A 23,494-nucleotide genomic window follows, 5' to 3' on the forward strand; every position below is an offset into this window, starting at 1 on the left:
TGGGCCGGCCGGTCAGGGGCGCGTTGTCGGCTGCGGGTGATGCGCCGCTGGTCGCGCGGTTCCCCGCGCCCCTTGGGGGGTGCGCGTCACCCTGCCGCGTTCGTTCCGCAGGACCAGTACCGCTACGTCGTCCGTCGGTCTGCCGGCGGTGTGGTGCAGAAGGGCCGTGAAGACCGTGCGCAGGACCGTCTGCGGGGAGACCGGATGATCACGTACCGCATTGCGCAGCGCTTCCGGCAGTGCGAAGAACCGCCCCCGGGAGTCCCTGGCGTCCTCCGCGCCGTCCGTGAAGAGGACCAGGGAGTCGTCGGGGAGCAGGTGGCCGCAGGGCTGGGCCGTCAGTTCCGCCGGCAGCGGGAACGGGCCCAGCGGCGGGAGCGGGTCCGCGCGCGTCAGCGGCTCGGCCCTCGTACCGCGCAGCAGATACGGCCACGGGTGACCGCAGTTGAGGGCGCGCAGCTCGCCGTCCCGGCCGATGTCCAGGAGCAGGACGGTGACGAACTCCTCGGCGACCGGGTGCTCCGGGTCCGGGGCGCCGTTCGCGGGATGCTCCGCGCGGGCGCGTTCGCGCAGGTGCCGGGCCAGGGCCCGGTCCAGTCGGCGCAGCACCCCGCCGAGTTCCGGCTCGTCGTGGGCGGCCTCGCGGAAACTGCCCAGGACGGCGGCGACCGTGCCCAACGCGGACAGGCCGTGCCCTCGCACGTCGCCCATCACCACCCGTACCCCGTACTCGGTGGCGATCGCCTCGTACAGGTCGCCGCCGACGGTCGCGCCCCGGTCCGCGGAGAGCTGCGCGGCGGCCACGTTCAGCCCGTCGAGGCGTGGGGGCGGTGGACGCAGGACGACGCTCTGGGCGGCACGGGCCGCCCGGCGGGCGAGCCGCAGCTCCTGGAGGAGAGTGCGGCGGACGTGGAATATGAGGCCCGTACCGACCGCGAAGAAGACGGCGCTGGTGACGATGCGTGCGCCGATCCCGTTCTGCTGGGCGAGCGGGCAGCCGAGCTTGTAGCCGACCGCCACGGCTCCCCAGAGCGTGGGCAGTACGGCTCCCCGCGCGGTGGGCGCCCGTGCCTTGATGCGGATCATGCCTGTGGTCCCCCATCCGGGCCCTGACAGAGCAGACGGACCGACCCCGAAAGGCCGGTCCGATTCTGTCGACGGCATGACCCAAAAGGGCCGGATCGCCTCCGGTTCCCACCCGAACGAGTGAGGTCACCCTGACCAAGCCGCATTTATGCAGCCGACGGCCGGGGCAAACGCGCCGAAGGGGTGCGGGAAACCGCGCGGCCGGCCGGGGACGACCCGCGGCCGGCCGCGCACAGCACCGGGAAGGCCCTAGCCTCGAAGTACCGCCCCGGTCCGCTCGCCCGCGAGGGCGACGGCCGCGTCCCGAGCGGCAGACGCCTCGTCCACGGTCAGCGTCCGGTCGCCCGCACGGAAGCGGAGCGCGTACGCCAGCGACTTGCGCCCGTCACCCAACTGCTCGGCGTTCTCGTACACGTCGAACAACCGGATGGACTCGAGCAGCTCACCCGCACCCTCACGCAGCGCCGCCTCGACCTCCGCGGCCGGCACCGGCTTGTCGACGACCAGGGCGACATCCTGCGTGGCCACCGGGAACGTGGAGATCCGCGGCGCCTGCGGGACACCGTCGCCCACCGTCTCCAGGGCATCCAGGTTCAGCTCCATCGCGCAGGTGCGCTCGGGCAGACCCAGGGCCTTGAGGACACGCGGGTGCAGTTCTCCCGCATGGCCCACGACCTTCTCCGCGCCGTCGGCGACGACCACGAACTCGGCGCAGCGGCCCGGGTGCCAGGGACCGTACTGGCCCTTGCGGACGATCAGGTCGGCACCGGCCTCCCGCGCGACGGCGCGCCCGGCCTCGACCGTGTCGGCCCAGTCGGCCGGCCGGCCCTTGCCCCACCAGCCGGCCAGCTCGCGAGCGCCCGCGAGGACCACGGCGACGTGCCGCGGCTGCTCGGGCAGCACGGCGTTCAGCTCGGCGATCTCCTCGTCGGTGGGTCGCCGGTCGACGGGCAGGTGCACGGCGGTGCCCTGTTCCTGGCGCGGCAGGAAGACCAGGCCGGTCTCGAACAGCGCCAGATCGTGCGAGCCCCGGCCGTCGTTGCGCCGCAGGGCACCCAGCAGGCCCGGCAGCAGCGTCGTACGGAGCGCGGGCTCCTCGTCGCTCAGCGGGTTGGCCAGCTTCACGACACGGCGGGCCGGGTCGCCGGACTCGAGGCCGAGCTGGTCGAAGACCTGCTCCGCGACGAACGGATAGTTCGGCGCCTCGACGTAACCGGCGCCCGCCAGCGCGCGGCCGACGCGGCGGTGCAGCCGCTGGCGGTGGGTCAGGCCACGGCCCGAAGGCGGCTTGGGCAGCGTGGAGGGCAGGTTCTCGTAGCCCTCCAGGCGGATGACCTCCTCCGCCAGGTCGTTCACCTCGGCGAGGTCGGGCCGCCAGGACGGGACGGTGACGAGCAGCTCGTCCTGCCCGTAGACGTCGCAGCCGATCTCCTGCAGGCGGCGGACGACGGTCTCGCGGCCGTAGTCGACGCCCGCGACCTTGTCCGGGTGGTTCGCCGGGACGGCGATCGTGTGCGGGGCGGAGGGCGCGACGATCTCGGTGACACCGGCCTCGGCCGTGCCGCCCGCGAGCAGGACCAGCAGGTCCACGGTCCGCTGCGCGGCGGCCGCGGCGGCCTGCGGGTCGACGCCCCGCTCGAAGCGACGGGACGCCTCCGAGGACAGCTTGTGCCGGCGGGCCGTCCGGGCGACCGAGACGGCGTTGAAGTGGGCCGCCTCGATGACCACGTCGGTCGTGGCGTTCTGCACGTCCTCGTGGTCGGCGATCTCCGTGTTGGCACCGCCCATCACACCGGCCAGGCCGATGGGGCCGCGGTCGTCGGTGATGACCAGGTCCTCGGCGTGCAGCGTGCGCTCGACGCCGTCGAGGGTGACGAGCTTCTCGCCCTCCTCCGCCCGGCGCACGCCGATGGTGCCCTGGACCAGCTTGCGGTCGTAGGCGTGCAGGGGCTGGCCCAGCTCCATCATCACGTAGTTCGTGACGTCGACGGCGAGCGAGATCGGGCGCATGCCGACCTTCTGCAGGCGGCGCTGCAGCCAGATCGGGGAGCGCGCCTCGGGGCTCAGGCCGGTGACCGTGCGGGCGGTGAAGCGGTCGCACCCGGCGGGGTCGGTGACCTGGACCGGGTAGCCGTAGGCGTTCGGGGCCGGTACGTCGATCAGGGCCGGGTCGCGCAGCGGCAGCCCGTAGGCGATGGCGGTCTCGCGGGCGACACCGCGGATGGACAGGCAGTCGCCGCGGTTCGCGGTGACGGCGATGTCCAGGACCTCGTCGACCAGCTCGAGCAGCTCGATGGCGTCCCTGCCGACCTCGGTCTCCGGCGGCAGCACGATGATGCCGTGGTTGCCGTCGTCGCCCATGCCCAGCTCGTCGCTGGAGCAGATCATGCCGTGGGACGTCCTGCCGTAGGTCTTGCGGGCGGCGATGGAGAAGCCGCCGGGCAGCGTGGCGCCGGGGAGGACCACGACGACCTTGTCGCCGACCGCGAAGTTGCGGGCGCCGCAGACGATCTCCTGGGGCTCGCCGGTGCCGTTGGCCTGGCCGACGTCGACGGTGCAGAAGCGGATCGGCTTCTTGAAGCCCTCCAGCTCCTCGATGGTCAGCACCTGGCCCACGACCAGCGGGCCCTTGAGGTCGGCGCCGAGCTGCTCGACGGTCTCGACCTCAAGACCTGCGGAAATGAGCTTGGCCTGGACGTCGCGCCCGGTCTGAGTCGCCGGCAGGTCGACGTACTCCCGCAGCCAAGAAAGCGGGACCCGCATCAGATCTCCATCCCGAACGGCCGGGTGAACCGGATGTCACCCTCGACCATGTCTCGCATGTCTTCGACGTTGTGGCGGAACATCAGCATCCGCTCGATGCCGAACCCGAAGGCGAAGCCGCTGTACTTCTCCGGGTCGACGCCGCAGGCGGCGAGCACCCGCGGGTTGACCATGCCGCAGCCGCCCAGCTCGATCCAGCCCTCACTGGAGCAGGTGCGGCAGGGCCGGTCCGGGTTGCCGACGGACTCGCCGCGGCAGACGTAGCACACCATGTCCATCTCGGCGGACGGCTCGGTGAACGGGAAGAAGTTCGGCCGCAGCCGGGTCTTCATCCCCTCGCCGAACAGGGACTGGACCATGTGGTCCAGGGTGCCCTTGAGGTCGGCCATGGTCAGGCCCTCGTCGACGGCGAGCAGCTCGACCTGGTGGAAGACCGGGGTGTGGGTGGCGTCCAGCTCGTCCGTGCGGTACACGCGGCCGGGGCAGATCACGTAGACCGGCGGCTCGCGGTCGAGCAGGGAGCGGATCTGGACGGGCGAGGTGTGGGTGCGCAGCACGACACCGGACTCGGTGCCACCGCCCCGGCCCTGTACGAAGAAGGTGTCGGCCTCGCCGCGGGCCGGGTGGTCCGGGCCGATGTTGAGGGCGTCGAAGTTGAACCACTCGGCCTCGACCTCGGGGCCCTCGGCGACCTCGTAGCCCATGGCCACGAAGACGTCCTCGATGCGCTCCGAGAGCGTGGTCAGCGGATGCCGGGCGCCGGCCGGGACGCGGTCGTACGGCAGCGTGACGTCGACGTCCTCCTCGACCAGCACGCGGGCGTCCCGCTCGGCCTCCAGCTCGCTCTGGCGGGCGGCGAGGGCTTTGTTGACCGCGCCGCGGGCCTGGCCCACGCGCTTGCCTGCCTCGGCCTTGGCGTGCGGGGGCAGGGCGCCGATCTCGCGGTTGGCGAGGGCCAGCGGGGAGGCGGGGCCGGTGTGAGCGACCTTGGCCTCGTGGAGCGCGTCGAGGGAGTCCGCGGCGGCGAAGGCGGCGAGCGCCTCGTCCCGCATGCGCTCGATCTCTTCCGGTTTCAACGTCTCGACCTCGACAGGGTCGTACGACTTATTCGGTGCCGACATCTCTTCCCGTGCTTCCGATTGGCTGGCGGATGGTCCCCGTGACCGGCGCTGGGCCGCGTGCAGGACACAAAGGTGCCAAAGGCCGAGTCTAACGGGGTGGAGACAGACGAATGTGCCCGCGGGCTGCTCGGGCGCTCTCAGCTGAGATACGCCGGGGCCCCCACGGGCAACGTAAATCGGAACTCGGCGCCACCGCCGGGGGCGCGGCCGACCGTGACGGTGCCGCCGTGGGCCTCGACGATGCCCTTGACGATGTACAGCCCGAGGCCGGTGCCACCGCGCTTGCTGCCCCGCCAGAAGCGGGTGAAGACGCGGTTCATGGATTCCTCCGGGATGCCGGGCCCCTCGTCGCTCACCGCGACCGACGTGCCGGTTTCCTCGCCCTCGCGCGGGGACGCCGAGGGCGTGACGTCAATGGTGACGGTTCCCTCGCCGTGCCGCACCGCATTTTCCAGCAGGTTGCTGAGCACCTGGTCGACCTTGTCGGGGTCGGCCCACAGGGCGGGCAGCGGCTGCTCGATGCGGAGCAGGAAGCGGTCGGCCGGCTGGCCGGCGGCGACGTAGGCCTGGATGTGCCGGGAGACGGCGGCGCCTATGTCGACGGGCTGCCGGCGCACCTCCAGCCGCCCGGAGTCGATCCGCGAGATGTCCAGCAGCTCGGCGATGAGGCGGGTGACGCGGTCCGCGTCGGCGTCGACGGTCTCGAGCATCAGCCGCTTCTGGTCGTCGGTGAAGCGTTCCCACTTGGCGAGGAGCGTGGCGGTGAAGCCCTTCACCGAGGTCAGCGGCGAGCGCAGCTCGTGGGCGACGGTGGCGATCAGCTCGGCGTGGCTGCGTTCGGTGCGGCGGCGGGCCTCGGTGTCCCGCAGGGAGACGACCACGCGCCGCACGGGCCCGAGAGGCTCGTCGCGCACGTACCGGGCGGAGACCAGCACCTCCCGGCCGCCGGGCAGCAGCAGGTTGCGTTCGGGTTGCCGGACCCGGATCGCGAGTCCGCCGTAGGGGTCGGTCAGCTGCCACCAGCGCCGCCCTTCCAGGTCCTCCAGGGGCAGCGCCTGCTCCAGGGGCCGGCCGAGGGCGCCCGCGGCCGGGACGGCGGTGATCCGTGCGGCGGCGGCGTTGAAGCGGACGACCCGGCCGTACTCGTCGGCGACGACGAGGCCGTCGGGCAGCTGGTCGGGATCGATGTCCGGGCCGGCCTCGTGCCCGGGCGCGGATGCGCGCCGCGCGTCCCGTCCTTCCGGCGCAGTGCTCGTGCCGGCCACACTCATCCCCGTACCCCACCTCTCAGACGGCGCAGGGCCCCGAGCTGGTCACCTTACTAGCTCTCGGTGACGGAACGGCACCCTCCGGAGGCGCGCTGTGCACGGGCCGACGCGTAGAGACATACGGCCGCGGCCGTGGCGAGGTTCAGGCTCTCGGCCCTGCCGTGGATCGGGACGCGTACGACGGCGTCCGCGAGGGCGCGGGTCTCCTCGGGGAGTCCCCACGCCTCGTTCCCGAAGACCCAGGCGGTCGGCCCGCCCATGGTGCCCTTGTCCAGCTCCTCGTCGAGGTCGCGGTCGCCGGCGCCGTCGGCGGCGAGGATGCGCACGCCGGCGTCCTTCAGCCCTTGGACGGCCCGCTCGACGGGGACGCCGACGGCGACGGGCAGGTGGAAGTGCGAGCCGACGGAGGCCCGTACGGCCTTGGGGTTGTACAGGTCGACGGAGGCGTCGGTGAGGATCACGGCCTCGGCGCCGGCGGCGTCGGCGCAGCGCAGCACCGTGCCGGCGTTCCCCGGGTCGCGCACATGGGCGAGGACGGCGACGAGCCGGGGCCGTGCGGCGAGGATGTCCTCGAAGGGGGTGTCCAGGAACCGGCAGACCCCGACCAGGCCCTGCGGGGTGACGGTGGTGGAGATGTCGGCGATGACCTCTTCGGAGGCGAGGTGCACGCGGGCGCCCGCGGTCCGGGCCTCGCCGACGATGTCGGGGTACCGCTCCGCAGCCTCGACCGTGGCGAACAGCTCGGCGAGCGTCGGGGTGCCGTCCGCCCCTCGGTGCCCGGCGGCCTCCCGCACGGCCTGCGGCCCCTCCGCGAGGAACAGCCGGTCCTTGCCCCGGAAGTTCCGCTTGGCCAGCCGCCGAGCGGCGTTCACACGGGCGGAGCGGGAGGAGATGAGCTCAGGGGAGACGGGGGGCATCCTCTTACCTTCGGAAACTCGTGGCGCCCCAGGGGGCGCGGGGAACTGCGCGACCAGCCACGACGGACCCGCGGCCGAACCATCGCCCAGGGCCCGCAACAGCAGGACCCGCAAGCCGTAAGCCTGCGGGTCCTGCGGTGAGCGTCGGCTCAAAGCCAGCGCAGCGTCACGCGGCCTTCGGCGCGTTGACGTCCGACGGCAGCGCCTTCTGCGCGACCTCGACGAGCGCCGCGAAGGCGCTCGCGTCGTTCACGGCCAGCTCGGCCAGGATCTTGCGGTCGACCTCGACGTTCGCGGCCTTCAGACCCTGGATGAAGCGGTTGTAGGTGATGCCGTTGGCGCGGGCAGCGGCGTTGATGCGCTGGATCCACAGCTGACGGAAGTCACCCTTGCGCTTCTTGCGGTCGTTGTAGTTGTAGACCAGCGAGTGGGTGACCTGCTCCTTGGCCTTGCGGTACAGGCGCGAACGCTGACCGCGGTAGCCGGAGGCCTGCTCGAGGATCGCCCGGCGCTTCTTGTGGGCGTTGACTGCCCGCTTGACGCGTGCCACTTGTTAACTCCTTGTAGCGGGGTCGTGGGGGTACTCACACGACCCGGAAACGATTCGGTCCCGGTCCAGACGTACGGCGCTCAGGCAGCGCCGCGGCGTCACTTGCCGAGAAGCTTCTTGATCTTCGCGGCGTCGCCCGGGGCCATCTCGGCGTTGCCGGTGAGGCGGCGCGTGACGCGGGACGACTTGTGCTCGAGCAGGTGGCGCTTGCCGGCGCGCTCGCGGAGCACCTTGCCGGAGCCGGTGACCTTGAAGCGCTTGCTGGCACCGCTGTGCGACTTGTTCTTCGGCATAGCGCCGTTCTCTCCTCGTCGGTGGCGCTCCCGTGCCCGGTCACGAAAACCGGGCACACTGGAGCGTCGCTCTTCTATCGGTTACATCCTCGGGGACGGGTGTCCCCCGGGATCACGCCTCGGCGGAAGCCTCGGCAGGGGCCTCGTCAAAGACCTCGTCGTGGGCCTCGGCGTTCACGGCGTCCGGGTCCGCGGCGTTCTGCGACTTACCGGGGTTCGCCTTCGCTTCGGCCTTGCGGGCCTCCTGCGCCTGACGGGCCTCGGCCATCGCCTCGGTCTTCTTCTTGTGCGGACCGAGAACCATGATCATGTTGCGGCCGTCCTGCTTCGGGTTCGACTCGATGAACCCGAGGTCCTGGACGTCCTCCGCGAGACGCTGCAGCAGTCGGTAGCCCAGCTCGGGGCGGGACTGCTCACGACCGCGGAACATGATCGTGATCTTGACCTTGTCGCCCTGCTTGAGGAACCGGACGACGTGACCCTTCTTGGTGTCATAGTCGTGCGGGTCGATCTTCGGCCGGAGCTTCATCTCCTTGATGACCGTGTGCGCCTGGTTCTTGCGCGCCTCACGGGCCTTCATGGCCGACTCGTACTTGAACTTCCCGTAGTCCATGAGCTTGCACACAGGCGGACGGGCGTTCGCCGCGACCTCGACCAGGTCCAGGTCGTACTCCTGTGCAAGCTCCAGTGCCTTGGCCAGGGGGACGATGCCCACCTGCTCGCCACTGGGACCGACAAGTCGCACCTCGGGAACGCGAATCCGGTCGTTGATGCGGGGCTCGGCGCTGATGGATCCTCCTCGGTAGCACCACACGGCGGTCTGGCGGACAGCCGCGTAACGTCTCTGTTCGTTAGACCTAACCGCGCCGAAGCACAAAAAATGCCCCGGACGATCACAGGCGGGCTCCAATGACTACCGGAGCACCGCCGCGGTGACCGCGGGGCGCTATCGGGCGACTCCATCGTCCGTACGGAACGATGGTGGCCGCCTGACCGGAGACCCGCCGCCCCGGAGGACGGTCAGGTGGGAGATCGGAGCCTCCACTTGTGGGCCGGATGCCCTGATGTCGCTCATGGCATGTCCGGCCGGTCGTCCACCAGGCTAGCAGCATCGCTTGACAAGGGCTAATTGAGGGACGCCGGGCCGGACCGCCTATCGTGTGGGACATGAGTGACACCCCTCCCGAGTCCCCCGACTTCGACGCGATGACCCGCGACATCGCCGAGGTCCCCGCCGTCGAGGTGATCGTGACGGTCGCCGTCAACCTGATGAGCGCCTCCGCCGTGAAGCTCGGGCTCAGTGAGGAGGGCGAGAAGTACAAGGACCTGGACGAGGCCCGCAAGCTGATCAGCGCCCTCGCCGGTCTGCTGGACGCGAGCGCGACCGAGATCAGCTCCTTCCACGCGGCGCCGCTGCGCGACGGCCTGAAGTCGCTGCAGCTGGCCTTCCGCGAGGCGTCCATCGTCCCGGACGAGCCGGGTCAGGGCCCGGGCGAGAAGTACACCGGCCCCGTCTACGGCTAGGGTTTTTCGTGGATCATGCCGGGCTCGCAGGGCCCGGCATGATCCAAACGAGAGCCCCTAGGCCGTCGCTGCGGGCCTGTCCGTCCGCCGCTCAGCCACGCACGTACAAGGGCTCGCCAGGAGGCGTGGTCCCGGCCGGCAGCAGTGCCAGGTCGAGACCGCGCACCAGGCGGGCCCTCAGTGTTTCGTCGGCCGCGAGACGCTCGGCGACCGCGCGGGCGGCCTCGGCGGGCGGGACGGCCGGGTCGAGGACGAGCGCGAGCGTGCCGTCGGCTCGCCCGGGCCCGAGATGGGCCCGCAGCACGGCGGGCTCGGCCGCCACGGCCGTACGGACGGCCTCGACGACGGCCGGATCCGCGAGCGGGTCGATGCTGGTGCGGCCCTCGGCGAGGGCGAGCAGTGCCGGTCCGGTCAGCTCGAACGGCACGGGTCCGGCGAGGTCCAGTACGACCGTGTCGGCCTTCTCGTGCGCGGCGGCCTCGAGGGCCTGGCGCAGCGGTACGGCGACCGGGCGGGCCTCGGGATCCCAGCGGGCGAGGGAGTCGGTGGAGGTGAAGGCGGGCAGGGCGGTGCGGTGGCCGGCCTTCAGGGTGGGTACGGCCATGTCGCTGGTCTTCTCGCGGCGCAGCCCGTTGTCGTCCTCCTCGACCTCGCCGAGCACGGCGACGACGGGGACCAGCAGACGGGCGCCCTTGAGCGCCTCCAGGACGGGCTCCAGGGCGCCGCGGTCCTCGGCCCAGGCGGCGAGCGCCGCGCTCAGCCGGGGGTCGGCGGAGCCGTCGTCGTCGGAGAAGCCGGGGTCGGGAATGTTCTTGTTCGCCACGGTCACCGACCCTAATCCAGGGTGTGAGCAGCTCGTACCGGGCCTCCGCAAGGAACCGGCGGGCGGTTTGCATGGGCAGCGGTCGCTCGACAGATCCGCGCTGTCGCGCGCGAGCTCAAGCGGAGGGCGTGACCGGGGACCGCAAGCCGAGCCACTGCTCGGCGTCCCAGGCATGGAACCGCTCTACCTCGGTGAACCCGAGCTTCGCCGCGAGGCGCATCGAGCCGACGTTAGCGGTCTGGGTGGCGAGCACCACCGGCTCACCGGGAAGGACGCTTTCGAACCAGCCCAGTGCCGCCGCGCACGATTCGGCGGCATACCCGAACCCCCACGCCCGTGGCAGGAAGAGGTAGCCGAGATCGGCCTTCCCCGCGGCAGCCGGGCGATGGTGCTCCGGCGCTCTCCTGAGCAGGATCTGGCCGATCATCGCCCCGTCGAGATCGACGACGAAGCTCCCGGGCCACCGCTCGGGCACCTCGGGCAACTCGCGCTCAAGCTCGTCACGCGGGCGGGGTCCACCGAGGTAGGTGTGCACTTCCGGCGACGCCAGCAGCTCGATGAACGCCGCACGGTCCCGGGCCTCGGGCTCACGGAGCACGAGCCTCTCGGTCCTGATCGGTGCAGACGGCCAGGCAACGGGTCCGAGATCAGTCATGACGGTCAGCCAATCAGCAGGCTCAGCAGTGATCAAGACTCGCGGACCTGCTTGACTTCTCAGCCCCCTGAGATGTCTATAGGGGCGAAGCCGCCGGCCCTGGGTGGGGCCGGGAACGCCGGCGATGGCGGCTTTCACGGGAATCTCAGCCTTCCCTGACCCAGCTCTCACGTCCGTCCGACGGTGCGCACAGCCCACGCCCCGAGCATCGCGGGCATGGAGTCCCCCGGAGCCCGCCGTCGCCGCCGTGCGCGCCCGTCCAGGCGCCGTCCGGTTCTCGGTGCCGCGCTCGCCGTCGTCGCCGTGGGCGGGGTCACGGCCGGGAGTGCGGTGTATGTGCTGGCACGGACACACTCCGGGTCCGCGGCCGTATCGTCGGCCGCGTCGCCCTCGGCCTCCTCCTCGGCCGGGGCGGGCGAGGAGGGACCGGTGGAATCCGTGACGGAGCCGTCGCCGACGGCGGTGGACCGGGAGGCGCTGCTGTCGAAGGCGATGGCGGCGGTGAGCGTGCCGCCCGGAGCGGAGGTGTCGGTGGCGGTGCTGGAGCCCGGCTCCGGTGCGAGCGCGGTGTACGGGGACGCCGCTTTCGACACGGCGAGCATCGTCAAGGTCGACATCCTGGCCGCACTGCTGCTCCAGGCGCAGGACGCGGAACGGCGGCTGACGGCGACCGAACGGGCGTACGCCACGAAGATGATCGAGAACAGCGACAACGCCTCCGCGACGGCGCTGTGGCATTCCATCGGGCGCGCTGAGGGGCTGGACGCGGCGAACAAGCGGCTGGGGCTGCGGGACACATCCGGGGGCTCCGGTGAGCTGTGGGGGCTGACGCAGACCACTGCCGCTGATCAACTCGTCCTGCTCCAGCAGGTGTTCGGGGAAAACTCGAAGCTGAGTGCCGCGTCGCGGACGTATCTGCGGGGGCTGATGGAGGGCGTGGAGGCCGGTCAGCGGTGGGGGGTGTCGGCTGCCGGCGCCGATTCCTCGTGGGCGCTGAAGAACGGGTGGCTGCCACGCAGTACGACCGGGCTGTGGGTGGTGAACAGCATCGGGCGGGTGACGGTGGATTCGGCCGCGTACCTGGTGGCGGTGCTGTCGAAGGGGACCGTGAGTCAGGCGCGCGGGATCTCCTTGGTGGAGGCCGCCGCGAAGGCGGCGGTGTCCGCGCTCACCTCGGCGTCGTAGCGGCGCCGGCCGGCCGGCGTCCGCGGCTGTTCCCGGGCTGATCGCGCGGCGCCCCCGCTCTCAGCCGGCTGTCCTGCGGCCTCTCCAGAGGGTCACCCCTGCCACCAGGAGCACACCGCCCGCGCCGCCCGCCAGGGGGCCCGCCCAGTCGGAGGTGCTGCCGCTGGCCTTGGGGCCGTCCGGGCCGGGGCCGAAGTACCTCTCGCCGTACGACGCCGAGCGCAGACCCTTCGGCTTCAGGCGGGCGGCTGCCTTCAGGGCGGCCGCGGGGTCGATCATGCCGAAGCCCCGGGAGTCGTCGCGGCCGCCTGCGGGGGCGTCCCTGGCGGTGTCCTCCAGGAGTTTCTTGATCTGGGCCGGGGTCAGGTCGGGGTGGGCGGACTTGATCAGGGCCGCGGCGCCGGAGACGAAGGCGGAGGCCGCGCTCGTGCCCCAGCCCTGGTAGTACTTGTGGTCCGGGTCGGCGATCACGACGTTGACTCCGGGTGCGCTGACCGCGGCGTACCAGCGGCGGGTGGAGAAGGAGGCGCGGGTGCCGTACTTGTCCACGGCCGTGGCGGCGATGACACCCGGGTAGGCGGCCGGGTAGGAGACATGGTCGCCCTTGTCGCCGCCGTTGCCCGCCGAGGCCACGACGACCACGCCCTTCTTCAGGGCGTACTGCACGGCCTCGTCCTCGCTCGGCTCGGGGTGGGCGGAGTCGGAGTCGTCGCCGAGGGAGAGGTTGATGACGTCGGCGCCGTGGTCGGCGGCCCAGCGGATGCCGTCGGCGAGGGCGCTGCCGCGGGTGGTACGGGCCTTGGCGCGGGCGGGGTCGCCGTCCTCCAGGATCACCCGGACCGGCAGCACCTTCGCTTCCGGGGCGACGCCCACCACGCCGTCGGTGTCGCCGGGGCCGTGGCCGTGACCGGCGATGATGCCGGCCATGGCGGTGCCGTGCCGGGCCCAGGGGCGGTCGCCCGGCCCGGCGCCGAAGCCGATCATGTCCTTGGCGGGCAGGACGTTGCCGGCGAGGTCGGGATGGCCGGCCTCGACGCCGGTGTCCAGGACGGCGACGGTGGCGCCGCGGCCCCTGGTGGTCTGCCAGGCCTCGGACAGGTGCAGCGCGGACAGGCCCCACTGCTGGGCGCGGATGCTGTCGGCGTGGGCGACGGCGGACGGCAGCAGGACGAGGGAGCCGGCGAGCAGCAGGCTCACCGCCGGCCCGGTCGCGCGTACGCGGCGACGGCCGTACGTCGGTTGCCTCATGAGGGTTTCTCCGTGGCCGAGCCGACGGTCTGGCGCAGGTGCCGTTCGACGCGGTCGGCCAGACCCTGGGCCTCGTTGCCGAGGCCGGCCTGGGCCGGTGCGGTGGTGGCGCCGGAGCGGACGGCGTCCGCGGCGGGCTGGGGCGAGTCGACCGTACGGCCGTCGGCCCAGCCGGAGACGGCGTAGGCGACGACGGGGGCGTCGGTGAGGACGGACACGGTCCAGGTGGCGCGCTGCTCGTCACCGAAGCCCGCCGCGGCGGTGCCCTCGGCGGCGTACGGCCGCGGCATCAGGTCACTGCGCCGGTCCAGGCGCTCGTCGCGGAAGCGCCGGGCGAGCGCGGACATGGTGGCGGGGTCGGCCTTGGTGAACAGCAGGCCGACGGTGGTGACATAGCTCTGGGTGGAGTCGGTGTAGGTGGCCCGCAGGAGCCGCCGGCAGCCGACCGGGGCGAGAACCCTGTGCAGCAGGGGGTCGAAGGCGTGGGCGCAGCCGCTGTCGGGGGCCACGGCGATCCGGGTCCAGTTGCGATCGGCGCCGCCGGGGCCGGCGCCGGTGCCCTCGACGGTGGGCGGGAACAGCTGGTCCACGGGCGTGCTGTGCCAGAGCGTCCCGGCGGCGGTGTACCCGCCGCCGGCGGCGTCGTCCGGGCCGTCTCCGGTGAGCCAACTCCCGGTCACGGCACCGCCGATGAGACCGAGGCCGAGCACGAGGCAGGCGGCGGCGACGGCGGTGCGCGGCCGTACCCGGTGACGCCGCTCGTCGAACGCCTCGGGCACCCCGAACGACACGAACGGCCGGGCGGCCGGGCCGGCGCTCCAGGACAGGGCAGGGTCCGGGGAGGTGGAGCCGCCGACGGGGCGCGCCGGGGCCATCGGGCTCCAGGCGGTCGCCCCTGCCTCGGGCGCCGGCCGCCCGGTCGGGGCGGCGGATCCACCGGCAAGGGTGCCGTGCGCGGTCGCGGCCGGCGTACCACTGACACGGGGCCCGGACGCGACACCGGTACGACGGTCACCGTGCGGTCCGGCGGGGCGCTCCGGCGCGGCCCCTGGATGCCGGGGGTCCGGGGACGAGGGAGACGAGGAGGCCGAGGGTACCGGGCGGAGCCGGGCCGTCGTCTCCGAGGGGGTTTCCGCCGGGGTTCCCGGTCGGCGAGGCTCCCCCACCGGACGGAGCCGGGCCGTCGTCTCGACGGCGGCCTCCGCAGGGGCGGCGGACCGGCCGGGCTCCCCGCCGGGGCGATGGCCGGCGCGGATCGGTCCGGCGCCGGCGGAGCCGGGCGAACCAGCCGGACCGGCATCGGCGGAGCGGGAGGAACCAGCCGGACCCGCGCCAGCGAAGCGCGGCGAACCAGCCGCACCCGCATCGGCGGAGCCCGGCGCACCAACCCGACCCGCATCGGCCAAGCCCGGCGCACCGGCCGAACCCGCGCCAGCGAAGCGCGGCGAACCAGCCGCGTCGGCGGAGCCCGGCGCAGCAACCCGGCCCGCATCGGCCAAGCCCGGCGCACCAACCCGGCCCGCGTCGGCGGAGCGCGGCGTACCGGCCGGGCCGGTGTCGGCGGAGCGGGGCGCGTCGGCGGCCGGGCCGGTGTGGGCGCGGTGTGCCTGTCGGCCCGTGTTGGGCGGGGCGTCGGGGAAGCGGGCCGAGGCGGGCGGCGGGGGCGGGCTGACCGGGTCGGTGACCTCGGGCACGGCGATGCGAGACCCGGCGGGCGGCCGGGGGGCGCGGGGGGTGAAGACGGACGGCTCGTCGTCCGGGTCGTCGTCCGGTGCCGGGCCGGCCGGGCGAGCGGACCGCGCGTCCGGGCGTACGCCCCTCGCAGCCGCGGGCGTGCCCTGTGCCGGGCGCTGCCGGGGCGGCTCGGAGGCGGGGCCGGTGGGCGGAGTCGAGGGGCGTGGCGGGATCGGGGCGTGGCGCGCTTCCGTGCTCATGCACCCCCCGTTTCCTCGTGCCCGGGCCGCCTTCTCGTACGCGGGCCGTCCTGCTGCTCGGCCGCGCCCGGTGCGGAAGCTCCCTCCCGGGCACGCATACCCGTACGGCCGGGCAGGCACCCCGGTTCAACAGGTGCGCCGCGCGCGTTCCGCCGTACGTGCGCGTCACTCTACGGGTTGTCGGCGGATGACAGAGAACCAGTCCGCAGCGCCGGGGCATCTGCCCGGTACGTCCCCCTACCCTGCGGTAATCCTGTCTGGCACGCTTCCGTCATGACTGCGCTCGCCGCCGACAGGGCCCGTTACGACCGGGCCACCGCCCATCTCGACGCCCCTCTCGCGCTCGTGGACCTGGACGCGTTCGACGCCAACGCGGAGGACCTCGTCCGCCGGGCCGGCGGCAAGCCGGTCCGGGTCGCCAGCAAGTCGGTTCGCTGCCGCGCCCTGCTGGAACGCGTCCTGGCCAGGGACGGCTTCCAGGGCATCATGTCGTTCACCCTGGCCGAGTCGCTGTGGCTCGCGCGTTCCGGGTTCGACGACATCCTGCTGGCCTACCCGTCGGCCGACCGCGCCGGCTTCGGGGAACTGGCGGCCGATCCCAAGCTCGCCGCCGCCGTCACCGTGATGGTGGACGACCCGGCCCAGCTCGATCTCATCGACGCCGCCCGCGGCGGTGGGCGTGAAGTGGTGCGCGTCTGCCTGGAGTTGGACACCTCGCTGAAGCTGCTCGGCGGCCGGGTGCGGGTGGGGGCACGGCGTTCACCCCTGCGCTCCCCCGCCCAACTCGCGGAACTGGCACGGTCGGTGGCCCGGCGGCCGGGTTTCGAGCTGGTGGGGATCATGGCGTACGAGGGGCACATCGCCGGGGTCGGGGACGCGGTGGCCGGGCGGCCGCTGCGCTCCCGGGCGATCCGGCTGATGCAGGCCGCGGCCCGGCGGGAGCTGGCCGAGCGGCGGGCCGCCGTGGTGCGCGCGGTGCGCTCGGTCGCCCCCGGCCTGGAGTTCGTCAACGGCGGAGGCACCGGCAGTGTGCAGCACACCGCAGCCGAGGACGCGGTGACGGAGATAGCGGCCGGTTCGGGACTGTACGTGCCGCGTCTCTTCGACAACTACACGTCCTTCACGGGCCGTCCGGCCGCCCTCTTCGCCCAGCCGGTCGTACGGCGGCCCGGCGTCGGTGTCGTCACCGTGCTCGGCGGCGGCTACCCGGCCTCCGGTGCCGCCGGTCCCGACCGGCTGCCGGTGCCGTACCTGCCGGAGGGGCTGGCGTACGACCCGCAGGAAGGCCCGGGCGAGGTGCAGACCCCGCTGCTGGGCTCGCCCGCCGACGACCTGCTCATCGGCGACAAGGTGTGGTTCCGGCACGCCAAGGCGGGCGAGCTGTGCGAGCGCTTCGAGGTGCTGCACCTGGTCGCGCGGGACACGGTGACGGCGACCGTGCCGACCTACCGGGGCGAGGGGCACACCTTCCTCTGAGCGGCCCGTCAGTGAGCGGTGTCCGCCTGGTCCGGCACCACCGAGCCGTCCGCGCGGCGGAGCGGCTCACCAGTGCCGTCGGGGGCCGTGTAGGCCGTGGTCGAGCAGGGGTAGGGCCTGGGTCTGCGCGGCAGCGGGGCGAGGAACATGGGGTTGACCAGCCAGCGGCCGTCCGCGTCGTCGTACGCCCGGCACATCAGCTCGGGCTTGTTGCGGTTGATCACGACGTGCGCGCCGGTGGCGTCCGCGACGAAGGTGACGTCGGTGTCGGAGTCACCGGCCGCGAGGGCGGGCCGGTGTTTCGAGGGCTGCCGTTTCCAGGCCGGCGCGCCCCGGACGCCGTACACCTCCTGGTTGATCCAGCAGCGCTTGCCGTCGATGTACGGGATCACCGCGCCCCGGCTCGCGGGGACGCCGCCGCAGCCCTCGTTGCGCACGGTGATCCGGCCACGGCGGTCGAGGACCGAGCGGATGGCGATGGTGTGCGCCGCGTCGACGCCGATCGCCCGCGACCACACCTCGGTGATGGGTTCGGAGCCCGCCGAGACGACGTAGACCCGGAATCCGGCCCGTCGGAGGGTGTGGATCAGGTCGCGCTGCTGGTCGTAGTAGCGGACGTAGGCGGGGACCGTGCGGGTGCCGAGGGTGCGGGTGGCGCCGATCGGGGCGGCCAGGGCCTCCCGGCGGGCGGACCGGGCGTAGGAGGCGAGTTCGGCCGGGGTGCGGCCGGCGAAGAGCTGCGGGACCCAGGCGTACTGCGGGACCGTGCGCCGGTGGTTCCAGCGGCCGGCGAACGCGGGGGCGCCGCTCATGGTGGTGCCGTTCTCGCGGATCCCGACGATCTCGTCCGTGCAGCGGGGCTCGGCGGAGGTCCGCAGGGGTGTGCCCGCGCCGGTGCCGCAGGCCGTCGTCAGGGCCCGGTCGGCGGCGTCGGTCAGCCAGGCGCTGGTCTCCTTCCAGCGGGCGGGGCGCAGCAGCCGGTCGTGGCGCAGGGCCCAGGAGAGGGTGGCGTCGGTGACGTCGTTCTTGGTGACGGTGTTGTCCCAGTCGAAGGCGGCGACGGCGCCCGTGTGGCCGGAGCAGGTGCCGTAGGCGTCGATGACCTGCTGGAGGTGTGTTCGGTTGTCGCCGTACCAGGTGCCCGAGAGGGCCGGGCAGTCGCCGGCGGTCGCCGTCGTCGCGGTGGGCGCGGCCGCCAGGGTGGCGGCCGCTGCCAGGGTCCACGCCAGAAGCTGTCGCATACGACGGGGACCGTACACCTTTGTCCCTACAGGGGCGTGACGTACGCGCCGGAGATGCCGCCGTCCACCAGGAAGTCGGTGGCGTTGACGAAGGAGGAGTCGTCGCTGGCCAGGAAGGCGACGGCGGCGGCGATCTCCTCGGCCTCGGCGAATCGGCCGACCGGGATGTGGACGAGGCGGCGGGCGGCCCGTTCCGGGTCCTTGGCGAACAGTTCCTGCAGGAGTGGGGTGTTGACCGGGCCGGGGCACAGGGCGTTCACCCGGATGCCCTCCCTCGCGAACTGCACGCCCAGCTCACGGGACATGGCGAGCACGCCGCCCTTGGAGGCCGTGTACGAGATCTGGGAGGTGGCCGCGCCCATCCGGGCCACGAAGGAGGCGGTGTTGATGATGGAGCCCTTGCCCTGGCGGCGCATGTAGGGGATGGCGGCCTTGCAGCACAGGTAGACGGAGGTGAGGTTGACCTCCTGGACCCGCTTCCATGCCTCCAGGCCGGTCTCCAGGATGGAGTCGTCGTCGGGCGGGGAGATGCCGGCGTTGTTGAAGGCGACGTCGACGCTGCCGTAGGTGTCGTAGGCGGTCCGGAAGAGCGCCTCGACCTGCTCGGGGTCGGTGACGTCGACCTTCACGAAGAGTCCGCCGACCTCGTCGGCGGCGGCCTTGCCGCGGACCTCGTCCACGTCGCCGCAGACGACGTGGGCGCCTTCGGCGGCGAGCCGGCGGACGGTGGCGAGGCCGATGCCGCTGCCGGCTCCGGTGACGACGGCGGTACGGCCGGCCAGGCGGCGGCAGACGATGGTGTCGGTCACTGTGCGGGGCCCTCCGTGCTGATGAAGACGTTCTTGGTTTCGGTACAGGCGGTCAGGGCGTCGGGGCCGAGTTCGCGGCCGAGGCCGGACTGCTTGAAGCCGCCGAACGGGGTCCAGTAGCGGACGCTGGAGTGGGAGTTGACGGACAGGTTGCCCGCGCGGACGGCCTGGGAGACGCGCAGGGCGCGGCCGACGTCCCGGGTCCAGATGGAGCCGGACAGGCCGTAGGGGGTGTCGTTGGCGAGGCGGACCGCGTCCTGCTCGTCGGTGAAGGGGAGCAGGACGGCGACGGGTCCGAAGATCTCCTCGCGGGCCGCCGCGCTGTCGTGCCGCACGCCGGTGAGCACGGTCGGCGGGAACCAGAAGCCGGGCCCGTCGGGAGCGCTGCCGCGCAGGGCCGGAGTGTCTTCGGGGACGTAGGACCGTACCCGCTCCAGCTGCTGACGGGAGATCAGCGGGCCCATCCGGGTCTTCTCGTCGGCCGGGTCGCCCACGACGACGGCGGCCAGCGCGTCGGCGAGGAAGGCGTGGGCCTCCTCCAGGACCGACTCCTGGACGAGCACTCGGGTGCGGGCGCAGCAGTCCTGGCCGGCGTTGTCCAGGAAGGAGAAGGGGTCGAGGGCGGCCTTGAGGTCGGCGTCGGCGAAGACGACGTTGGGGCTCTTGCCGCCGAGTTCGAGGGTGACCGGCTTGACCAGGCGGGCGCAGCGCTCCATGACCTCGCGGCCGGTGCTCGTGGAGCCGGTGAACACGATCTTGGCCACGTCCGGGTGGTCCACCAGGGCACGTCCGGCGGTGTGGCCGTAGCCGGGCAGCACCTGGAGGACATGTTCGGGCAGGCCCGCCTCCAGGGCGAGTTCGGCCAGGCGGAGCGCGGTGAGCGGGGTGGTCTCGGCGGGCTTGAGGACGACCGCGTTGCCGGCGGCGAGCGCCGGGAAGGAGCCCCAGGCGGCGATCGGCATCGGGAAGTTCCACGGGGCGATGACGCCGATCACGCCGAGGGGTTCGTGGAAGGTGACGTTCCAGCCGCCGGGGGCCGGGATCTGCTTGCCGAGGAGGCGTTCGGCGCCGCCGGCGGCGTACAGCAGCAGATCTCGGGCATTGCCGGCCTCCCAGCGGGCGTTGCCGACGGTGTGGCCGGCCTCGCGGACGTCCAGCCCGGCGAGTTCCTCGATGTGGGCGTCGACGACGTCGGCGAAACGGCGGAGCAGCCGGGCCCGGTCGGCGGGGCCCAGGGCGGCCCACTTCCGCTGGGCGCGCGCGGCCCGTACGACGGCGGCGTCCACGTCCTGCGCGGTGGCGGCGGGTACGACGGCGACGACTTCCTCGGTGGCGGGGTTGAGGACCTTCAGCTCGTGCGGGTCGGACACGTGATGACCTTTCACAGGCGTTCGAAGGAGCGGCGCAGCTCCCAGTCGGTGACCGCGGCGTCGAAGGCGTCCAGTTCGACGCGCGCCATGTTCCGGTAGTGGGCCACGACCTCGTCGCCGAAGGCGGCCTGGGCGATCGGGCTGTTCTCCCAGAGTTCCGCCGCCTCGCGGAGGGTGGTGGGGACGTGCGCGAAGCCGGCGGTGTAGGCGTTGCCGGGGCACGGCTCGGGGAGTTCCAGCTTCTGCTCGACGCCGTACAGGCCGGCCGCGACCAGCCCGGCCACGGCGAGGTAGGGATTCACGTCGCCGCCGGGGAGGCGGTTCTCGAAGCGCAGGGAGCGGCCGTGGCCGACGACGCGCAGCGCGCAGGTGCGGTTGTCGTGGCCCCAGGCGACGGCGGTGGGGGCGAAGGAGCCCGGCTGGAACCGTTTGTAGGAGTTGATGTTGGGGGCGTAGAGGAGGGAGAAGTCGCGCAGTGCGGCGAGCTGTCCGGCGAGGAAGTGCCGCATGACCTCGGACATGCCGTCCGGGTCGTCCGGGGACCCGGCCATGGCGTTGTTGCCGTCGGCGTCGGCGAGTGAGAGGTGGATGTGACAGGAGTTGCCCTCGCGCTCGTTGTACTTGGCCATGAAGGTGATCGAGACACCTTCCTGGGCCGCGATCTCCTTGGCGCCGGTCTTGTACAGGACGTGCTGGTCGCAGGTGCGCAGGGCCTCGTCGTAGCGGAAGGCGATCTCGTGCTGGCCGGGGTTGCACTCGCCCTTGGCGGACTCCACGGTGAGGCCGGCGCCGGCCATGTCGTTGCGCAGGCGGCGCAGCAGCGGTTCGATGCGGCCGGTGCCGAGGATCGAGTAGTCGATGTTGTACTGGTTGGCCGGGGTCAGGCCCCGGTAGTTCGCGTCCCAGGCCTGCTCATAGCTGTCCTTGAAGACGATGAACTCCAGCTCGGTGCCGACCTGGGCGGTGCAGCCGAGTCCGGCGAGCCGCTCCAGCTGGCGGCGCAGGATCTGGCGGGGTGCGGCGGCGACCGGGGAGCCGTCGTTCCAGGCGAGGTCGGCGACGAGCAGGGCGGTGCCGGGGTGCCAGGGGATCTTGCGCAGGGTGGCCAGGTCGGGCCGCATGGCGAAGTCGCCGTAGCCCCGGTCCCAGGAGGACATCGCGTAGCCGTCGACCGTGTTCATCTCGGTGTCGACGGCGAGGAGGTAGTTGCAGCCCTCGGTGCCGTGGTGCAGGACCTCGTCGAGGAAGAAGCGGGCGGCGAACCGCTTGCCCTGGAGCCGCCCTTGCATGTCGGGGAAGGCCAGGACGACAGTGTCGATCTCACCGCTCGCGACGAGGGCGTGCAGTTCCTCGACGCTCAGCGGGGGTGTGCGGTCTGCCACGGGAGAGCTCCTTCGGCTTCTTCGCGCTGTTTCGGCCGGGCCGGGAGCCATAAGGTATTGCGCAGGACCATTGCTTGGGAAGGGGGTACGACGGATGTCGCGGGAGACGGAGTGGCAAGGGGTGGGCGACCGGCTCGCTCCGGTGCTGCGGCCGGTGCGCGCGGGCAACGGCTTCGAAGAGGCGCTGGAGCAGATCCTGCAGCTCGTCCGGCTCGGCCTGGTGCCGGGGGGCGAGCGGCTGCCGGCCGAGCGGGAGCTGGCGGAGCGGCTCGGGATCAGCCGGGTGACCCTGCGCGAGGTACTGAAGGTGCTGCAGGACCAGGGGCTGGTGGAGGCGCGGCGCGGACGGTACGGCGGAACGTTCGTGCTGCCACGCGCCGACGCGGGCGGCGAGGACGAGCTGCGGCGGCGCGTCGCCGCGGTGGACATCGAGGACGTGCTGCGCTTCCGGGAGGTGCTGGAGGTGGGCGCGGCAGGGCTGTGCGCGGCGCACGGGCTGACGGGCGAGCGGGCCGACCGGCTGCGGGAGGCGCTGGACCGCACCCACGAGGCCCCCCTCGCCGACTACCGGCGCCTGGACACGCTGCTGCATCTGACGATCGCCGAACTGTGCGGTTCGCCGTCGCTGACCGCGCAGTACGCCGCGGTCCGGGCCACCGTCAACGACCTGCTCGACTGCATTCCGCTGCTGGTGCGCAACCTCGAGCACTCCCAGCGGCAGCACACCGCGCTGGTGGAGGCGGTGCTGGACGGGGACGCTGACGGGGCGCGGGAGATGATGCGCGAGCACTGCGCGGGCACGGCGGCGCTGCTGCGGGGCTTCCTGGCGTAGCGCGGCCCCTGTAAAGGTATGGGAGTGTACCTTTGGTTTCCGTGGAGGGCGGCATGACCGTACGACCGCTGATCGGTGTGAGCACGTATCTGGAGGCCGGTGCGCGCTGGCGCGTGTGGGAGCTGGAGGCGGCGCTGCTGCCGGCCGCGTATCCCCGGCTGGTGCAGCGGGCCGGCGGGCTGGCGGCGCTGCTGCCGCCGGACGCACCGGAGCACGCGGAGGCCGCGGTCGCCCGGCTCGACGGACTGGTGATCGCGGGCGGGCCGGACGTCGATCCGGCGCGCTACGGCGCCGAGCGCTCTCCTCGTACGGGGCCGCCCGCGCCGCAGCGGGACGCCTGGGAACTCGCCCTGCTCGGCGCGGCCCTGGCCGCGGGTGTGCCGCTGCTGGGGATCTGCCGGGGCATGCAGCTGCTGAACGTGGCCCTCGGCGGGACCCTCGTCCAGCACCTGGACGGGCACGCGGAGGCGGTCGGCGTGTTCGGCGCGCATCCGGTGAAGCCGGTGCCGGGAACGCGGTACGCCGGGATCGTCCCGGAGGAACTGACGGTGCCGACGTATCACCATCAGGCGGTGGAGCGGCTCGGCGCGGGGCTCCTGCCGTCGGCCTACGCGGCGGACGGCACCGTGGAGGCGGTGGAGCTGCCGCCGGAGCGGGGCTGGGCGCTGGGCGTGCAGTGGCACCCGGAGATGGGCGAGGACCTGCGCGTGATGCGGGCGCTCATCGCTGCGGCGGGTTGAGCCGAGCGCTGCCGAGCGTTCGTCGTGCCGGGTGCCGGTTCGTCGTGCCTCGCGCAGGCTCGTGCCGAGCGTTCGTCGTGCCGGGTGCCGGTTCGTCGTGCCTCGCGCAGGCTCGTTGTGGCTGGTCGCCAGCTGCCGGGTGCGGGTTCGTCGTGCCGGGTGCCGGGTCCGTCGCGGCCGGTCGCCAGCTGCCGGGTGCGGGTTCGTCGTGCCGGGTGCCGGGTCCGTCGCGGCCGGTCGCCAGCTGCCGGGTGCGGGTTCGTCGTGCCGGGTGCCG

The 23,494-nt window shown here is 72.9% G+C and carries 21 protein-coding genes; 5 read left to right on the top strand and 16 right to left on the bottom strand.

The genetic code is table 11. From position 1 onward, the window contains the following. Window positions 1–12: 12 nt before the first annotated feature. The 8 genes from AC07C1_RS21775 to infC all read right to left on the bottom strand — a co-directional run bounded on the left by AC07C1_RS21775 (window position 13) and on the right by infC (window position 8,812). Window positions 13–1,086, bottom strand: a complete 1,074-nt coding sequence (locus AC07C1_RS21775; protein WP_478941251.1) for a PP2C family protein-serine/threonine phosphatase — start codon at window positions 1,084–1,086, stop codon at window positions 13–15. Between the two features lie 249 nt (window positions 1,087–1,335). After that, complete coding sequence (pheT, locus tag AC07C1_RS21780) at window positions 1,336–3,849, bottom strand: phenylalanine--tRNA ligase subunit beta (protein WP_478941252.1); 2,514 nt, start codon at window positions 3,847–3,849, stop codon at window positions 1,336–1,338. Further along, window positions 3,849–4,970, bottom strand: coding sequence for a phenylalanine--tRNA ligase subunit alpha (pheS, locus tag AC07C1_RS21785; RefSeq protein ID WP_478941253.1), 1,122 nt, complete (start codon window positions 4,968–4,970; stop codon window positions 3,849–3,851). Before pheS ends, pheT begins: the two co-directional genes overlap by 1 nt. A gap of 137 nt (window positions 4,971–5,107) precedes the next feature. Continuing rightward, complete coding sequence (locus AC07C1_RS21790; RefSeq protein WP_478941255.1) at window positions 5,108–6,241, bottom strand: sensor histidine kinase; 1,134 nt, start codon at window positions 6,239–6,241, stop codon at window positions 5,108–5,110. 50 nt (window positions 6,242–6,291) lie between these two features. Next, window positions 6,292–7,155: a TrmH family RNA methyltransferase gene (locus tag AC07C1_RS21795; protein ID WP_478941257.1), complete on the bottom strand. Its 864-nt coding sequence runs from the start codon at window positions 7,153–7,155 to the stop codon at window positions 6,292–6,294. 166 nt (window positions 7,156–7,321) lie between these two features. Beyond that, window positions 7,322–7,705 (bottom strand): 50S ribosomal protein L20, encoded by a 384-nt coding sequence (gene rplT / locus AC07C1_RS21800; protein ID WP_014671645.1) that lies wholly within the window; start codon window positions 7,703–7,705, stop codon window positions 7,322–7,324. A gap of 98 nt (window positions 7,706–7,803) precedes the next feature. Then, window positions 7,804–7,998, bottom strand: coding sequence for a 50S ribosomal protein L35 (gene rpmI / locus AC07C1_RS21805; RefSeq protein WP_004933563.1), 195 nt, complete (start codon window positions 7,996–7,998; stop codon window positions 7,804–7,806). 112 nt (window positions 7,999–8,110) lie between these two features. Next, window positions 8,111–8,812 carry a translation initiation factor IF-3 gene (gene infC / locus AC07C1_RS21810; protein ID WP_478941259.1) on the bottom strand — a complete coding sequence of 234 codons (702 nt, stop codon included), beginning with the start codon at window positions 8,810–8,812 and terminating at the stop codon, window positions 8,111–8,113. A 353-nt stretch (window positions 8,813–9,165) separates the two neighbouring features. Between infC and AC07C1_RS21815 the strand changes: the two genes are divergently transcribed. Next, window positions 9,166–9,522, top strand: a complete 357-nt coding sequence (locus AC07C1_RS21815; protein ID WP_478941260.1) for a DUF1844 domain-containing protein — start codon at window positions 9,166–9,168, stop codon at window positions 9,520–9,522. A 91-nt stretch (window positions 9,523–9,613) separates the two neighbouring features. Here AC07C1_RS21815 and AC07C1_RS21820 read toward each other — a convergent pair whose 3' ends face one another. Both AC07C1_RS21820 and AC07C1_RS21825 read right to left on the bottom strand, forming a co-directional pair. Then, complete coding sequence (locus tag AC07C1_RS21820) at window positions 9,614–10,345, bottom strand: SseB family protein (RefSeq protein WP_478941262.1); 732 nt, start codon at window positions 10,343–10,345, stop codon at window positions 9,614–9,616. 115 nt (window positions 10,346–10,460) lie between these two features. Continuing rightward, a complete protein-coding gene (locus tag AC07C1_RS21825) occupies window positions 10,461–11,000 on the bottom strand; it encodes a GNAT family N-acetyltransferase (RefSeq protein WP_478941324.1) in 540 nt (179 codons plus the stop codon). A gap of 216 nt (window positions 11,001–11,216) precedes the next feature. On the opposite strand from AC07C1_RS21825, the gene AC07C1_RS21830 reads away from it, so the two are divergent. Continuing rightward, the gene (locus AC07C1_RS21830; RefSeq protein ID WP_478941263.1) at window positions 11,217–12,185 is read left to right on the top strand and encodes a serine hydrolase; all 969 of its coding nucleotides are present in this window, start codon (window positions 11,217–11,219) and stop codon (window positions 12,183–12,185) included. 60 nt (window positions 12,186–12,245) lie between these two features. On the opposite strand, the gene mycP is transcribed toward AC07C1_RS21830, so the two are convergent. After that, entirely contained in the window at window positions 12,246–13,433 is a 1,188-nt protein-coding gene (mycP, locus tag AC07C1_RS21835) for a type VII secretion-associated serine protease mycosin (protein ID WP_478941265.1), read from the bottom strand. After that, entirely contained in the window at window positions 13,430–14,308 is an 879-nt protein-coding gene (locus AC07C1_RS21840) for a hypothetical protein (protein WP_478941267.1), read from the bottom strand. The genes mycP and AC07C1_RS21840 overlap by 4 nt, the downstream gene beginning before the upstream one ends. Window positions 14,309–15,640: 1,332 nt before the next feature. Here AC07C1_RS21840 and AC07C1_RS21845 point away from each other — a divergent pair. Beyond that, window positions 15,641–16,843: an amino acid deaminase/aldolase gene (locus AC07C1_RS21845; protein ID WP_478941269.1), complete on the top strand. Its 1,203-nt coding sequence runs from the start codon at window positions 15,641–15,643 to the stop codon at window positions 16,841–16,843. Window positions 16,844–16,851: 8 nt separating this feature from the next. On the opposite strand, the gene AC07C1_RS21850 is transcribed toward AC07C1_RS21845, so the two are convergent. From AC07C1_RS21850 to AC07C1_RS21865, 4 genes are read right to left on the bottom strand one after another with little or no spacing between them, the layout of a single operon-like run. After that, window positions 16,852–18,084, bottom strand: coding sequence for an HAD family hydrolase (locus tag AC07C1_RS21850; protein ID WP_478941270.1), 1,233 nt, complete (start codon window positions 18,082–18,084; stop codon window positions 16,852–16,854). Window positions 18,085–18,110: 26 nt separating this feature from the next. Beyond that, window positions 18,111–18,893, bottom strand: a complete 783-nt coding sequence (locus AC07C1_RS21855) for a 3-oxoacyl-ACP reductase (protein WP_478941272.1) — start codon at window positions 18,891–18,893, stop codon at window positions 18,111–18,113. Beyond that, entirely contained in the window at window positions 18,890–20,263 is a 1,374-nt protein-coding gene (locus tag AC07C1_RS21860) for an aldehyde dehydrogenase family protein (protein WP_478941274.1), read from the bottom strand. The genes AC07C1_RS21855 and AC07C1_RS21860 overlap by 4 nt, the downstream gene beginning before the upstream one ends. Window positions 20,264–20,274: 11 nt before the next feature. Beyond that, window positions 20,275–21,645, bottom strand: coding sequence for a glutamine synthetase family protein (locus tag AC07C1_RS21865; RefSeq protein WP_478941276.1), 1,371 nt, complete (start codon window positions 21,643–21,645; stop codon window positions 20,275–20,277). A 94-nt stretch (window positions 21,646–21,739) separates the two neighbouring features. Between AC07C1_RS21865 and AC07C1_RS21870 the strand changes: the two genes are divergently transcribed. Together AC07C1_RS21870 and AC07C1_RS21875 are read left to right on the top strand one after the other, a co-directional pair. After that, window positions 21,740–22,477, top strand: a complete 738-nt coding sequence (locus tag AC07C1_RS21870) for a FadR/GntR family transcriptional regulator (protein ID WP_478941278.1) — start codon at window positions 21,740–21,742, stop codon at window positions 22,475–22,477. A gap of 53 nt (window positions 22,478–22,530) precedes the next feature. Next, window positions 22,531–23,217, top strand: coding sequence for a gamma-glutamyl-gamma-aminobutyrate hydrolase family protein (locus AC07C1_RS21875; RefSeq protein ID WP_478941280.1), 687 nt, complete (start codon window positions 22,531–22,533; stop codon window positions 23,215–23,217). Window positions 23,218–23,494 lie beyond the last annotated feature (277 nt).

This window comes from Streptomyces sp. NPDC045022 (assembly GCF_056432605.1).